The organism is Microbacterium resistens (genome assembly GCF_031456305.1).
Taxonomy (GTDB): Bacteria; Actinomycetota; Actinomycetes; order Actinomycetales; family Microbacteriaceae; genus Microbacterium; species Microbacterium resistens_A.
In genome coordinates, this window is the sequence record NZ_JAVDUM010000004.1 from 200,130 (window position 1) to 213,416 (window position 13,287).

Consider the following 13,287-nt stretch of genomic DNA (forward strand, 5'->3'; position numbering starts at 1 on the left):
GAGATCCTGGACGGATGCCGCACACGACGAACTACCTCTCCACGTTCATCGAGGTCGCGGAGGACTGCCCGGCGGAGCGGGCGACCGAGCCGCCGATGGGGGAGAGGCCGACCATCGCGTCGCTGCACTATCGCCTCATCGCCGAGGCGCCGGGCACGTGGACCTCGGACGATGTGATCTTCGAGACCTGGGCGCTCCGGCAGGACGTCTCGGACGAGGACAGAGCCGCCGCCCGGGAGGCGTTCTTCGCGAAGGGACAGGCCTGCCTGCGCTCCTCGCCGCTGGGCAAGCGCTACGGGTGGGGGATCCTCCACGACGCCGAGGGGCGGGTCTCGCTCGTGCCGAGGGAGTCGGAGGAGTACGCCCTGCTCGCGGCGGATCCCGAGCTGGCGCACACCCGGGCGATGCGTTCTCGTCGCGTGTGAGCGATGCGCGCCGCGCGACGGGTCACTTCTCGACGGGGATGAGGATCCAGAGCACGATGTAGATCCAGAGCGGGAGCCCGGCGAAGACCATGGCGACGACGGTCAGGATGCGCAGGAGCGTCGGGGACCAGCCGAAACGGCGGGCGACGGCCGCGCAGACGCCCGCGATGACGCGGCCCTTGCGGGGGCGGATGAGATCGTTCATGATCCCATCCTGCCCCCGCACCCTGGGCTCCGTCTGAGGGGGAGGCGAAGCCGAACCGGGCCTCAGCCGACCTGGTGCAGTCCGCCGTCGGCGTCCAGCTCCAGCGTGAGATCGAGGCCGATGCGGCCGAGGAACGCATCGTCATGGCTCACCACCAGCACCGCTCCCCGGTAGGCGCGCAGCGCCTCGACGAGCTGGTCGACCGTGTCCAGATCGAGGTTGTTCGTCGGCTCGTCCAGCACCACGAGGTGCGGCGCCGGGTCGCTGAGGAGGAGCGTCGCCAGCGCGACGCGGAAGCGCTCGCCGCCGGAGAGGGACGCGACGGTCCGGTCCACGGTGGCCCCGCGGATCAGGAACCGGGCCAGCCGGTTCCGCAGCTCCTTCTCCGGCACGGCCGGTGCCTTGGCCGCGACGCTGGCGAGGACCGTGGCCGCGTCGTCCAGGCCGTCCATCCGCTGCGGGAGGTAGCCCACCAGGTCGGTGTGCCGCTCCCCCCGCGGCCCTGCGGGGTGCTCGTCCGGGTCCGGCCCGAAGCTCCCCTCCTCCACCAGCCGGCGCAGCATCGTGGTCTTGCCGACTCCGTTGCGTCCGATCAGCGCGACCCGTTCGGGCCCCTGGATCACCCAGGACCGCTCCGCGTCGCCGAGCGTGGCGATGCGGCGCGACCGGGAGAGCCCCGGATCCGGCAGCTCGATGCTCATCAGGTCGTCGTCGCGGACGCGCCGCCCGGCCTCGTCGAGCGCGGTGCGCGCCGAGGCCTCCTTCTCGCCGACCTCCGTGCGCAGCCGGCCGGCCGAGACCTCCGCGGCCATGCGTCGTCCGTGCGCGACGATCTTCGGCACCCTCTTCTCGAGCTCGGCCTTGCGGGCCGTCCGCGCCCGGCGGGCGAGCTTCACCTCGGCGTCGATGCGCTGCTGCTTCTCCTTGCGGAGGGTCTGCGCGGCGTCGCGCTCGGCCTGCCGGGCCGCCTCCTGCGCGGCGTCGAGCCATGCCCGCCACTCGGAGTACGGCCCGCCGAAGACGCCGAGCTCCTGTGCATAGAGCTCGGCGGTGTCGTCCATGAGCTCCAGGAGCGCCACGTCGTGGCTGACCACGATCAGCGTTCCGCGCCAGGTCCGGATCATCTCGGACAGGCGCGCCCTGGCATCCCGGTCCAGGTTGTTCGTCGGCTCGTCCAGCAGCGTGATCGGCGCACGGCGCGCACGGATCCCGGCGATGGCGACGAGCACCGCCTCCCCACCGGAGAGCTCGCCGACCGTCCGGTCCAGGAACGACGGATCGAGGCCCGCCTCGGCAAGGCCTGCTTCCGCCCTCGCCTCGACGTCCCAGTCGTCGCCCACGGCGTCGAAGCGCGCAGGGTCGACGTCGCCGGCCGCGATCGCCCGCACGGCGTCGAGCGCCTCGGAGATCCCGAGGAGCTCGGCGACGCGGGCGTGCGTGTCCAGCGTCAGACGCTGGGGCAGGTAGGCCACATCGCCGTGGGCGAGGACGTGGCCCGACGTCGGCGTCAGCTCGCCGGCGACCAGGCGCAGCAGGGTGGACTTGCCCGCCCCGTTCCGGCCGACGAGGCCGGTGCGGCCGGTGCCGAACGCCCCGGACACCGCGTCGAGCGCGGTGCTCCCGTCGGGCCAGGTGAAGGTGAGGCGGTCGAGGACGACCGATGATGTGGTGTGCGGTGCGGACATGGCGACTCCCGGTGATGTGCGGGTGCGCTGACGTCGACGGGTCGCGTCACGCGCTCCGTGGAGGCGTGGGAGGACCGATGCCGGTGGCAGGAAGGATCGTCGGATCAGCGCGTGGAAAAGAACGCGGAGAGGCGACGGCTCAGATCAAAGGACTTCCAGACACGGCGGACAAGAGGTTCGACTGTATCGCGCGTCGGCGATGCCGTGCAACCCGGGCGTGTCGCACCCGTTGAGCCTCAGTCCCCTGGCGCTGTCGAGTCATCGGGCGCTGTCGAGTCGTCGGCCGGGGGAGCCTGGGCCTCCGCCAGCCAGCGGTCCAGGAACGCGGTGACGTCGGCGAGCTCCTCCTCGGAGACGCTGTGGGTGAGGCCGGGGTAAACACGGCCGGAGAGCGCCGTGTGCGCGGGCATCCACTGGGCGGTGAGGTCGATGAGCGCGGGACGGATCACGTCGTCCCTGGCCCCGCGCCCCCAGTAGGCCGGCGGCCGCCGCTCCCGCAGAGCGGTGTCACCGGGGAGGTCGCCGGGCACGACGAAGCCGCTGAGGTTGACGACCGCGGCGATCCGCTCCGGGGCGAGACGGAGCGCCTGCAGGGCGATCGACGCCCCCTGGGAGAAGCCGAGCAACGCGATCGACGCGGCATCGGCGGCGTCGGTCTCCAGCCAGTCGAGCACGGCCTGCGCGGCGGCGGTGGCAGCGCGGGGGTCTCCCCGCTCCAGGTCGTCGATCGGGTACCAGGATCGGCCGGGCATCGGCCACGGAGCGTCGAGCGGCGCGGGAAGTGAGGCGATCGCGGCGTCCGGGGGCAGGTGGGGCGCGAGGCCCAGCAGATCCCGCTCGTCCGAGCCGTAGCCGTGCAGCAGCACCAGGAGCGGTGCGCCTTCGCGGCGCCGGGACCCGCGGACGGCGTCGCGGTCGATCACGGGACGGTCGGTCACGCGTCCCATCCTGCCAGTCTCCACAGGATCCGCTCCCGCATCGGTGGCGGAGCCCGGTCGCTGGTAGAAAAGGAGCATGGCCGTGCGAACCCCTGATCCCGATCCGTCAGACGGCGACGACCTTCCCGAGGGCATGCCCGGCGGTCTCGGCCCGCTCGACGCCTCCGACGGCGCGGCGAACCCGGGCTGGCTCAGCGAGTTCGAGCTCGCCCAGGCCCGTCGCCGGCTCCCGATGCTGTACGTCGAGGCGATCCCGGTGCGCATCGACGGCTCGGGGCAGGTGATCGACGTCGGCATCCTGCTGCGCGCGACGCCTCTCGGCGAGATCACGCGCACGATCGTCTCGGGCCGCGTCCGCTTCGGCGAGACCGTCCGCGACGCGCTGTTCCGTCATCTGGAGAACGACCTCGGCCCGATGGCCTTCCCGCTCCTTCCGGCGTCCCCCGTGCCGTTCACGGTGGCCGAGTACTTCCCGATCCCGGGCGTGAGCGCCTTCCACGACGACCGGCAGCACGCGGTCTCCCTCGCGTTCGTCGTGCCCGTCACCGGCACCTGCGAGCCGCGTCAGGACGCGCTCGAGGTCACCTGGTTCTCGCCGGAGGAGGCCGTCTCCGACGCGCTCGCCGCGGAGATGGAGGGCGGGCGGGGCACGCTCGTCCGACAGGCGCTGGCCCATCTCGGCCTGCTCCGCTGATCGTGCAGGACCACACCGCGCGCCCGCCGCTGATCGGCATCACGGGGCGCCGCAAGACCGCGAGCCTGATCGGGGCGCCGTCGGGCTTCGCCGACGCGCCGCTGGAGACGTACTTCAGCGAGTACGCGACGTCCGTGCTCGCCGCGGGAGGCCTTCCGGTGCACCTTCCGCTCGATGCGCCGCCCTCGGCGCTGGCCGACCGCCTCGACGCGATCATCGTGACCGGCGGCGATGACGTCGATCCGCGCCGCTACGGGCAGCCGCCCGGCGCGCACACGCTCACCGTCGACCCGGAGCGGGACGACTTCGAGTCCCTGCTGATGGAGGAGGCGATCACCCGGCGGCTGCCGCTGCTGGGTATCTGCCGCGGGGCACAGCTCCTCAATGTCGTCCGCGGCGGCACCCTCCGTCAGCATCTCGCGCTGGGCGAGGGGGAGTCGCACGGCTCCTACGCCTATCCGCGCGCGTATCGGGCGCATGAGGTGCGCACGGTGCCGGGGAGCGTCGTCGAGTCGCTCTACGGGGCCTCGGTCCGCGTCAACTCCTTCCACCACCAGGCCGTCGAGCGCCCGGGATCCGGGGTGTCGGTGACGGGGACGGCGCCCGACGGGGTCGTCGAGGCCATCGAGCTGGACGGGCTCCCGGCGCTGGGGCTGCAATGGCACCCCGAGGCGCTCGCGGGCGACCCGGTCTTCGGCTGGCTCGTGGAACGGGCGAGGTCCCGGGACTGACCGGCGGCGTCGTCCGCGCCGGTCGGTCCCGATACTCCGCCGCTACCCGGCGATCCGCCGCTGCTACTCGGCCGCTACTCGGAGGTCAGTCGTGCGAGGGCGGCGACGAACGCGTCGACGTCGTCCTCGGTCGTGTCGAAGCTGCACATCCATCGCACCTCTCGCGCCGCCTCGTCCCAGTCGTAGAAGCGGAACGTCTCGCGGAGCCGGTCGGCGATGCCGGCCGGCAGCGTCGCGAACACGCCGTTGGACTGCGTGGGCTGGGTGAAGGCCACGCCGCGGACGGATCCGTCGGCGATGCCGGCCTCGACGGCCGCGCGCAGGCGCTGGGCCATCGCGTTCGCGTGCCTGGCGTTGCGCAGCCACAGGTCGCCCTCGAGCAGCGCGACCAGCTGGGCGGAGACGAAGCGCATCTTCGAGGCCAGCTGCATGTTGAGCTTGCGGCCGTAGAGGAGGCCCGGCGCCGCCTCCGGGTCAAGGACCACCACGGCCTCGCCGAGCATGGCGCCGTTCTTGGTGCCGCCGAAGCTCATGACGTCCACCCCGGCGTCCCGGGTGAAGGCCCGCAGCGGGAGGTCGAGGGCGGCGGCGGCGTTGGCGGCGCGGGCGCCGTCCAGGTGGAGGCGCATGCCGCGCTCGTGCGCGTGGTCGGCCAGGGCACGGATCTCCTCGACGGAGTAGAGGGTGCCGAGCTCGGTGGACTGGGTGATGGAGACGACCAGCGGCTGGGCGCGGTGCTCATCGCCCCAGCCCCATGCCTCGCGGTCCACGAGCTCCGGGGTCAGCTTGCCGTCGTCGGTGGGCACGGTCAGGATCTTGATCCCGCCGACGCGCTCGGGGGCGCCGCCCTCGTCGACGTTGATGTGCGCGGTGGACGCCGCGATCACCGCGCCCCAGCGCGGGAGCATCGACTGCAGCCCCACGACGTTCGCGCCGGTCCCGTTGAACACGGGGAACGCCTCGACGCCGTCGCCCAGATGGGCGCGGAAGACCTCCTGCAGCCGGACGGTGTAGACGTCCTCGCCGTAGGCGATCTGGTGCCCGTCATTGGCCGCGGCGATGGCCGCGAGGACCTCGGGATGGATGCCGGAGTAGTTGTCGGAGGCGAAGCCGCGCAGGGCTGTGTCGTGCAGTGGGGTCACTGCACCAGCCTACGCGGGGCGGGCCGGTCCCTCCCTCGCGCACCGGTGCCGCGAGAGCGCCCCTGGTGCGATGTCGGTGGTCCTGCGTAGCCTCGACGCATGGACGAGCGATCCGGTGCGGCAGGTGAGATGGGCGTGGGCCGGCCCCGCACGCCGCTCACCGAGGAGCAGCGCCACGGGGTGCGCAGCTTCGTGCAGGTGCTCGTCAACACGATGGTCGCGAACGTCACGACGAGCTTCCTCTGGTTCGCCCTGACGTTCTGGGTGTACCTGGAGACGCGGAACGTGATGGCGACCGGCATCGTCGGCGGCGCCTACATGCTCCTGGTCGCGCTCTTCGCGATGGTGTTCGGGACGATCGTCGACCGGCACCGCAAGCGCAGCGTGTTCGTCTTCTCCAGCGTCGCGACGGCCGTCGCCTTCCTCGCGGCCGCCGGGATCTACCTCGCGCAGCCGGAGTCCGCGCTGCTCGACTTCGGAGGCCCGTGGTTCTGGCTCTTCTCCGGCATCATCCTCGCGGGCGCCGTGGTCGAGCAGATGCGCAACATCGCGCTGTCCACCACGGTCACGCTGCTGATCCCTGTCGAGCGCCACGCGAACGCGAACGGGCTGGTCGGCACGGTCCAGGGCATGGCGTTCATCGTGACCAGCGTGTTCAGCGGCCTGGCGATCGGCTTCCTCGGGATGGGCGGGACCCTGGCGATCGCCGTCGCGCTCACGGTCGTGTCGCTCGTGCACATCCTCTTCGTCAGGATCCCGGAGAAGACGCCGGAGCGGGATCCTGATGCGCCGAAGACGCTCGACATCAGGGGCAGCGTGGCGGCGATCCGCGCCGTCCCCGGCCTCTTCGTCCTGCTGTTCTTCGCGATGTTCAACAACCTCATCGGCGGCGTCTACATGGCGCTCATGGACGCGTACGGCCTTGAGCTCATGCCCGTGCAGTGGTGGGGCGTGGTCTTCGGGGTCGCCTCGACGGGCTTCATCGTCGGCGGTCTCATGATCGCGACACGCGGGCTCGGGCGCAATCCGATCCGGACGATGCTGATCCTGGTCATCGCGATGGGCGTGCTCGGATCGGTGTTCACCATCCGCGACTGGTGGCCGTTGTACGCGGTGGGGATCTGGCTGTACATGGCCCTCGTCCCCGCGGTCGAGGCGGCGGAGCAGACCGTCATCCAGCGGGTCGTGCCCTTCGAGCGGCAGGGGCGCGTGTTCGGCCTCGCCTCGGCGATGGAGGCGTCGGCGGCGCCGATCACCGCCTTCCTCATCGCCCCGATCGCGCAGTACGCGATCATCCCGTACGTGCAGTCCCCGGAGGGCGCTGCGGCCTGGGGATGGCTGGTCGGGGGCGGTCATGCGCGGGGCATCGCGGTGATCTTCTTCTTCGCCGGCCTCGCGACCGTGGCGCTCGGCCTCGTCGCCTTCACCACGAAGGCGTACCGGACGGTCAGCGCGAGCTACGCGGAGGCACCAGCCGCCGTCGATCCCCCGGACCAGGGCCCTGCGGCGGGCGAGGCGGGCGACGCGGGTAGAGGCAGCGGCCCATCGGGCGAACGGTCCGGCGTCAGCCCGTGACGTCGATGACGCGGTCGTTGAGGGACTCGGCGGTGTCGTCCCAGAGTCCTGCCACCGCGCGGGCCACGGCATCGCGCACGTCATCGAGGCTCCGTACCCGGAAGACGACGGCGGCGGCGCGCAGCGGCTCCCCGGCATCGCGGGCGGCCTTGGCGAAGCCGTGAGCGACCGCGCGGGTCCACGTCTCGCTCGCTGCCTTCACCGCCGCATAGTTCGCCCCGCCCGCCAGCGGCCGGGCGACGGCGGTGGAGGAGATGATCGCGAAGCGCCCGGCCGCGGAGGCGCGGAGCTCCGCGTCGAAGGCGCGGCTCACGACGCGGACGACGGTGAAGGAGTCCTCCAACGCGCGGTAGTCCGACTCGGTCTGGCCGGCGAGACCGCCGCCGCCGCGCCACCCGCCGACGAGGGGGACCACGGCGTCCACGTGCTCGCCGTCCGCGGCGAGCCGCTCGGCGAGGGCGGCGACCTCCGCCTCGTTCGTGAGATGGCAGACCTCGGTGCGGACGCTTCCACGGCCGGCCGCCGCCGCAAGGGCGTCGAGCTTCCCCTGGTCGCGGCCGACCGCGATCACCCGTGCGCCGGCGGAGACCAGGGCGCGGGCGATCGAGAGCCCCGCCGGGCTCGTCGCCCCCGCGAGGAGGACCGTGCGGTCGCGTGCGCTCATCCCGGTCTCCGACATCATCTGCACTCTCTCCCTCACCTGCGTGCTCATTCACTCACGCGCCTGCCGGCTCGTCGGACGATCGTCACCACGTCGGACCGAATCGGCGTGACGGGCCGACAGAACGTCAATCACCCGACCAGATCATCCGACCAGATGGCCCGACCAGATCATCCGACCAGATGGCCGTGCCGCCGACGCGCGGGCCGGCGGCACGGTGCGGTCAGTCGTCCGAGCCGCGGATGCCGACGGTCGACTCGATGACCGGCTTCATCTTCTTGTCGAGCGCCTCGAAGAACATCGACAGGGGGAACTCGTCGTCCAGCACCGCGTCGGTGTAGCCCTTCGGGGCGCCGGCGAGGATCTCGTCCGGCAGGCCTCGCGCCCACGCCGATGCGGGGTGCGGGGTGAGGGTGGACCGGACCAGCTCGTAGGCCGCGAGCCAGTGCGCGTTCTTGGGGCGGTCGATCGAACGCCAGTAGAGCTCGTCGATCGTGTCGCCCAGCGCAACGACGGCGTCGGGCACGCGCTCCCAGTCGAAGGCGAGCTGCGTGTCGGTCCAGTGCAGCACGCCGCGCTGGTGCAGCCAGGCGAACAGCAGCTGGCCGCCCAGGCCGTCGTAGTTGCGCACGCGGGAGCCGGTGATCGCGAACCGGAAGATCCGGTCGAAGATCACCGCGTACTGCACCAGGCCTGCGTGCTCGAGCGTCTCCTGCTCGGGCGCCGTCAGGGACTCCCCGGCCTCGGCGCGAGCGGCGAGGGCACGCTGGATCCGCACCGACTCGCGGAAGGCGGTCAGGTCGCAGCGCAGCTCCTCCAGCGAATAGAGGAAGTACGGCATGCGCTGCTTGATCATGAACGGGTCGAACGGAAGGTCGCCGCGCATGTGGGTACGGTCGTGGATGATGTCCCACATCACGAACGTCTTCTCTGTGAGCGCCTGGTCATCGAGCATCCGTGCGGCGTCCTCGGGGAGGTCGAGCTTGGTGATGGCGCTCGCCTCGCGCACGACGCGGCGGTAGCGCGCCGCCTCGCGGTCCTGGAAGATCGCTCCCCACGTGAACGCCGGGATCTCGCGCATCGCGACCGTCTCGGGGAACAGCACGGCGGAGTTGGTGTCGTAGCCGGGCGTGAAGTCGACGAGGCGGAGCGAGACGAACAGCTTGTTGCCGTAGTCGCCGGCTTCGAGGGCCGCGATGAACTCCGGCCAGATCGTCTCCACGATGAGCGCCTCGACGAGTCGGTCGCTGGAGCCGTTCTGCGTGTACATCGGGAAGACGACGAGATGGCGGATGCCGTCCTCGCGGTGCTGTTGCGGCTGGAAGGCCAGGAGCGAGTTGTAGAAGTCCGGAACGCCGAAGCCGCCGTCGGCCCAGCGGCGGAAGTCCTGCACCGCGGCGTCGAGGTAGGCCGCGTCGTGCGGGAAGGCGGGGGCGAGCGCGCGGATGCCGGCGACGATGGCCGTGACGTGGGAGCGGGCCGCATCGTGGTCGGCGGCGTCCGGGATGGAGCCGTCCTTGATCTGCAGGGGCCGGATCGCGATCGCGGCGTCCTTCAGGAGCTGCCACGCGGCGCTCTGCTCGGCGATCGACGCGTCCTCGACGACCTCGGGTTCGCCGACGATGGCGTTGACGGTGGAAGCCTTGGCGGAAATGATGGACATCGGAACCTCCGATCATGAGGTGGGGCGGAATCTTTCCGGCGAATGCCGGGTATTGCCGTTATTCTTCCATGTATGGAGGATGCTGTCGACCGCGCGATCATCGCCGAGATCTCCCGGGATGCCCGGGCCACGCTCGCCCAGCTGTCGACGAGCGTCGGACTCTCGGTCTCCGCGGTGCAGTCGCGGCTGCGACGTCTGGAGTCCCGCGGCGTCATCGTCGGCTATCGGCCGATCCTGGATCCCACGGCGGTCGGCAAGTCGCTCGCGGCGTTCATCGAGATCACTCCGCTGGATCCCGCCCAGCCCGACAACGCTCCGGAGCTGCTGGAACATCTCACGGCGATCGAGGCCTGCCATTCGATCGCCGGGGACGCGAGCTACATGCTGTTCGCCCGTGTCGCCTCGCCCCGAGACCTCGAGCAGCTGGTGCGGGACATCCGTCTCGCCGCGTCCGTCAGCACCCGCACCACCGTGGTGCTCCAGACGTTCTACGAGAACCGTCCGATCGTCCCCGCCGGCGAGTAGCGTCCGCGGAGATGTCCCCATGTCCGCGGAAGGCGGAAGAGGCGTGGGGGCGTGAGGGCAGCGGCGTCGCCGCGCCCCCGTAGGGTAGTGCGCAGGGCAGGAGGCGGCGGATGATCGAGGGCAGCACGGCGGGCGAGATCGCCGAGAGCGTCCGTGGCCGGATCGACGCCGGTGCGCTGTCCGCGGGCGATGCGCTGCCGACGGTCCGGGCGCTCGCGGACGAGCTCGGGGTGAACCGCAACACGGTCGCCGCCGCCTACCGGGCGCTCGCGCGGGCGGGCGTGGTGGTCAGCCGGGGGCGGTCTGGCACGGTCGTCGCCGGTCCCGTCCTCACCGAGGAGGAGGGCTTCGCGCGCGAGACCGTGCTGCGCGACCTCGGCAGCGGCAACCCCGACCCCGATCTCCTGCCGCTCCCCGTCCTCTCCGAGCTCGATCTGCGCACGCCGGCGCTGTACGGCGACGCGCTGATCGACAAGGATCTCCGCGCCTGGGCCGCGAACTGGTTCGCGGCCGCGCAGCCGCGCCCGTTCGAGCTGAGCGTCACCTCGGGCGCGGTCGACGCCCTGGAGCGTCTCCTCGCCGCGACCCTTGCGTACGGCGATGTCGTGGCGATGGAGGATCCCTGCTTCCTCTCCAGCATCAACGTCGTCAAGCTCGGCGGGTACCGTGTCGTGGGTGTGCCGCTCGACGACGAGGGCATGACGGTGGCCGGTCTGCGCGCGGCGCTGGACGCCGGCGCGCGGGCGATCGTGTGCACCCCGCGGGCGCACAACCCCACCGGGATCAGCCTCAGCGAGAGGCGTGCGGCCGAGCTGCGGGCGGTGCTGGAGCGTGCGCCGCACGTCCTCGTGATCGAGGACGACCATTACTCCCTCCTCTCCCGTCGGCCCTATCACTCGGTGGTCCCGGAGGGGCATGCCCGCTGGGCGCTGGTGCGCTCGATGTCGAAGTTCCTCGGGCCGGATCTGCGGCTGGCCCTGCTCGCGAGCGATCCGGACACGGCCGTGCAGCTGCGTGCGCGTCTCTCGCCCGGCACGACATGGGTGAGCAGGATCCTGCAGCGCGTCGCGGTCGGGATGCTGGAGCATCCGGAGACATCCGCCGCGTTGGAGCGTGCGGGCGCCCACTATGCGGCACGAAACGACAGGCTGCGGGCGCTGCTGCGCGAGCGGGGCATCTCGGCGCGCGGGGACGACGGCCTCAACGTGTGGGTCGAGTGCGGGGCGGATGCGCGCACGGTGTCGGCGGCGATGATGCGCCGTGGCTGGCTCGTGCGCACCGGCGGTGCTTTCCATCTGGAGGCGGACGACGGCGCGCCGGAGATCCGGCTCACCGCGCACACCCTCGACGACGTCGAGCTGCGTGACCTCGCCGACGACCTGCGCGCCGCGATCGACGAGGCCGGCGGCCGACAGTCCCGCCGCTCCAACGGCTGATTCCCTGGCTTGGGCTTGGGCTTGGGCGGGGGCTGGGGCTGGGCTGAGTCTGAAGCTGGGGGCGGTTTGAACCCGCCGTTTCTACCCCGCCGTGGCAGTTGTTGTGGGTTCACCGGGGCCTGAACCCACAACTTCTGCCACGCCGGGGTAGAAACGGCGGCGTTCATGGGCGAGAAAGCGCGCGGCGGCTATCCGGTCAGGCCAGACCCGGGCGGCGACATACCCTGCCCCGGAGGAGCGGCGACATGCCCCACCCGGGAGGAGCAGAGGGGCGGCGGCTAGGATTTCTGCGTGGCTTCCTCCCAGCGCTCCGGCCGTTCGACCTCCCGCCCCGCGCCCCGTTCCCGCTCCGGCAACCCGGCGAAGCGACCGGTCGTGGAGCAGCGGCCGGTGGGGGTGGGGGACTGGATCGGCGCCTCCCGCCCGCGGACCCTTCCCCTTGCCATCGCCCCCGTCCTCATCGGCACGGGCGCGGCGAGGCTGTCGGATCCGGCGTTCCACTGGGTGATCGCGCTCGCCTGCCTCGCGGTGGCCGTCTGCCTGCAGATCGGGGTGAACTTCACCAACGACTACAGCGACGGCGTGCGGGGCACCGATGCGCACCGCGTGGGTCCTGCGCGGCTGACCGCCTCCGGACGGGTTCCCGCCCGGGCGGTCCTGATCGCGGGGCTGGCCTTCTTCGCGCTCGCGGGGCTCGTGGGGCTCGGCATCGTCATCCGCACTCAGCAGTGGTGGATGCTCGCGGTCGGGGCGGTCTGCATCGTGGCCGCATGGTTCTACACGGGCGGGAAGCGTCCATACGGCTATATGGGCCTCGGCGAGGTTTTCGTTTTCGTGTTCTTCGGACTGGTCGCGACCCTCGGCACCACGTGGGCGCAGGTGCAGGATCTGCCGCAGGAGTCCTGGCTCGGTGCCGTCGCGGCGGGGCTGTTCGCCTGCGCCGTGCTGCTGGCGAACAATTTGCGCGACATCGATCAGGATCGGGTGTCAGGCAAGCGGACGCTCACCGTTCTGATCGGCAAGCGCGCGACACAGGTCGTCTACACGATCTTCCTGATCATGCCGTTCGCAATCTCCACGGTCCTCGCCGTGTTCTACCCGATCGCGTGGATCGCGTTGCTCGCCCTTCTCGCGGCGCTGCCGGCGCTCACGATCGTCTGGATGTACCGGAAGGCCACCGAGCTGGTGCTCGCGCTCGCTCTCACCTCGCTCGCGGCTCTGCTCTACGCCGGCGCCCTGTTCTGGGCTTTCACCGGCTGAGCGAGTCTGCGCCGAGTCGGTTCAACTCATCCGGTTGGGCCAGGTCGATTCGACCAAACCAGTTCGACCAAACCAGTTCGACCAAGCCGGTTCGGCTGATCCGGTTCGACCAAACCAGTTCGGCTGACCTCCTCAGAGTGCTCACGGGCGTCGCGTATGTCCCGGCGTGGCAGGTTCTGTGGGTTCAGCCCGCTCTGGACGACATCTTCTGCCACGCCGGGGCAGAACCTGTCAGTTGCCCGCCTGACGCCCGACGGGTCAGGGGCGCACAGAGGCGCAGGGTGCCGGGTGCCGGGTGCAGAGGCAAGGTGCCCAGGGCGCAACCTGCAGAAGCTGCCCCGGCGTGG

Annotated in this window: 13 protein-coding genes; 7 read left to right on the plus strand and 6 right to left on the minus strand. The window is 71.4% G+C overall.

The genetic code is table 11. The annotated features are described in order from the left end of the window. Nucleotides 1-14: 14 nt before the first annotated feature. Nucleotides 15-425 (plus strand): DUF6157 family protein, encoded by a 411-nt coding sequence (locus J2Y69_RS06300; protein ID WP_310018687.1) that lies wholly within the window; start codon nucleotides 15-17, stop codon nucleotides 423-425. 22 nt (nucleotides 426-447) lie between these two features. On the opposite strand, the gene J2Y69_RS06305 is transcribed toward J2Y69_RS06300, so the two are convergent. The 3 genes from J2Y69_RS06305 to J2Y69_RS06315 all read right to left on the minus strand — a co-directional run bounded on the left by J2Y69_RS06305 (nucleotide 448) and on the right by J2Y69_RS06315 (nucleotide 3,262). Next, entirely contained in the window at nucleotides 448-630 is a 183-nt protein-coding gene (locus J2Y69_RS06305; RefSeq protein ID WP_310018689.1) for a PspC domain-containing protein, read from the minus strand. A gap of 62 nt (nucleotides 631-692) precedes the next feature. Beyond that, nucleotides 693-2,315 carry an ABC-F family ATP-binding cassette domain-containing protein gene (locus J2Y69_RS06310; protein WP_310018691.1) on the minus strand — a complete coding sequence of 541 codons (1,623 nt, stop codon included), beginning with the start codon at nucleotides 2,313-2,315 and terminating at the stop codon, nucleotides 693-695. A 236-nt stretch (nucleotides 2,316-2,551) separates the two neighbouring features. Then, nucleotides 2,552-3,262, minus strand: a complete 711-nt coding sequence (locus J2Y69_RS06315; protein ID WP_396653048.1) for an alpha/beta hydrolase — start codon at nucleotides 3,260-3,262, stop codon at nucleotides 2,552-2,554. Between the two features lie 67 nt (nucleotides 3,263-3,329). Between J2Y69_RS06315 and J2Y69_RS06320 the strand changes: the two genes are divergently transcribed. Together J2Y69_RS06320 and J2Y69_RS06325 are read left to right on the plus strand one after the other, a co-directional pair. Beyond that, a complete protein-coding gene (locus J2Y69_RS06320) occupies nucleotides 3,330-3,947 on the plus strand; it encodes an NUDIX hydrolase family protein (RefSeq protein WP_310018695.1) in 618 nt (205 codons plus the stop codon). A gap of 2 nt (nucleotides 3,948-3,949) precedes the next feature. Continuing rightward, nucleotides 3,950-4,678 carry a gamma-glutamyl-gamma-aminobutyrate hydrolase family protein gene (locus J2Y69_RS06325; RefSeq protein ID WP_310018696.1) on the plus strand — a complete coding sequence of 243 codons (729 nt, stop codon included), beginning with the start codon at nucleotides 3,950-3,952 and terminating at the stop codon, nucleotides 4,676-4,678. A 74-nt stretch (nucleotides 4,679-4,752) separates the two neighbouring features. Here J2Y69_RS06325 and J2Y69_RS06330 read toward each other — a convergent pair whose 3' ends face one another. Next, on the minus strand, nucleotides 4,753-5,820 hold the full coding sequence (locus tag J2Y69_RS06330) for a threonine aldolase family protein (protein ID WP_310018698.1): 1,068 nt from the start codon (nucleotides 5,818-5,820) through the stop codon (nucleotides 4,753-4,755). Between the two features lie 129 nt (nucleotides 5,821-5,949). Here J2Y69_RS06330 and J2Y69_RS06335 point away from each other — a divergent pair, with 129 nt between their 5' ends. Then, nucleotides 5,950-7,395, plus strand: a complete 1,446-nt coding sequence (locus J2Y69_RS06335) for an MFS transporter (protein WP_310018850.1) — start codon at nucleotides 5,950-5,952, stop codon at nucleotides 7,393-7,395. On the opposite strand, the gene J2Y69_RS06340 is transcribed toward J2Y69_RS06335, so the two are convergent. Together J2Y69_RS06340 and J2Y69_RS06345 are read right to left on the minus strand one after the other, a co-directional pair. Then, nucleotides 7,385-8,059, minus strand: coding sequence for an SDR family NAD(P)-dependent oxidoreductase (locus tag J2Y69_RS06340; RefSeq protein WP_310018700.1), 675 nt, complete (start codon nucleotides 8,057-8,059; stop codon nucleotides 7,385-7,387). The genes J2Y69_RS06335 and J2Y69_RS06340 overlap by 11 nt on opposite strands. A 220-nt stretch (nucleotides 8,060-8,279) precedes the next feature. Beyond that, on the minus strand, nucleotides 8,280-9,719 hold the full coding sequence (locus J2Y69_RS06345) for a DUF6421 family protein (protein ID WP_310018702.1): 1,440 nt from the start codon (nucleotides 9,717-9,719) through the stop codon (nucleotides 8,280-8,282). Between the two features lie 72 nt (nucleotides 9,720-9,791). Here J2Y69_RS06345 and J2Y69_RS06350 point away from each other — a divergent pair, with 72 nt between their 5' ends. The 3 genes from J2Y69_RS06350 to J2Y69_RS06360 all read left to right on the plus strand — a co-directional run bounded on the left by J2Y69_RS06350 (nucleotide 9,792) and on the right by J2Y69_RS06360 (nucleotide 12,940). Further along, complete coding sequence (locus J2Y69_RS06350) at nucleotides 9,792-10,244, plus strand: Lrp/AsnC family transcriptional regulator (protein ID WP_310018704.1); 453 nt, start codon at nucleotides 9,792-9,794, stop codon at nucleotides 10,242-10,244. Nucleotides 10,245-10,354: 110 nt separating this feature from the next. Continuing rightward, nucleotides 10,355-11,680 (plus strand): aminotransferase class I/II-fold pyridoxal phosphate-dependent enzyme, encoded by a 1,326-nt coding sequence (locus tag J2Y69_RS06355; protein WP_310018706.1) that lies wholly within the window; start codon nucleotides 10,355-10,357, stop codon nucleotides 11,678-11,680. A 291-nt stretch (nucleotides 11,681-11,971) separates the two neighbouring features. After that, nucleotides 11,972-12,940 carry a 1,4-dihydroxy-2-naphthoate polyprenyltransferase gene (locus tag J2Y69_RS06360; RefSeq protein ID WP_310018707.1) on the plus strand — a complete coding sequence of 323 codons (969 nt, stop codon included), beginning with the start codon at nucleotides 11,972-11,974 and terminating at the stop codon, nucleotides 12,938-12,940. Nucleotides 12,941-13,287 lie beyond the last annotated feature (347 nt).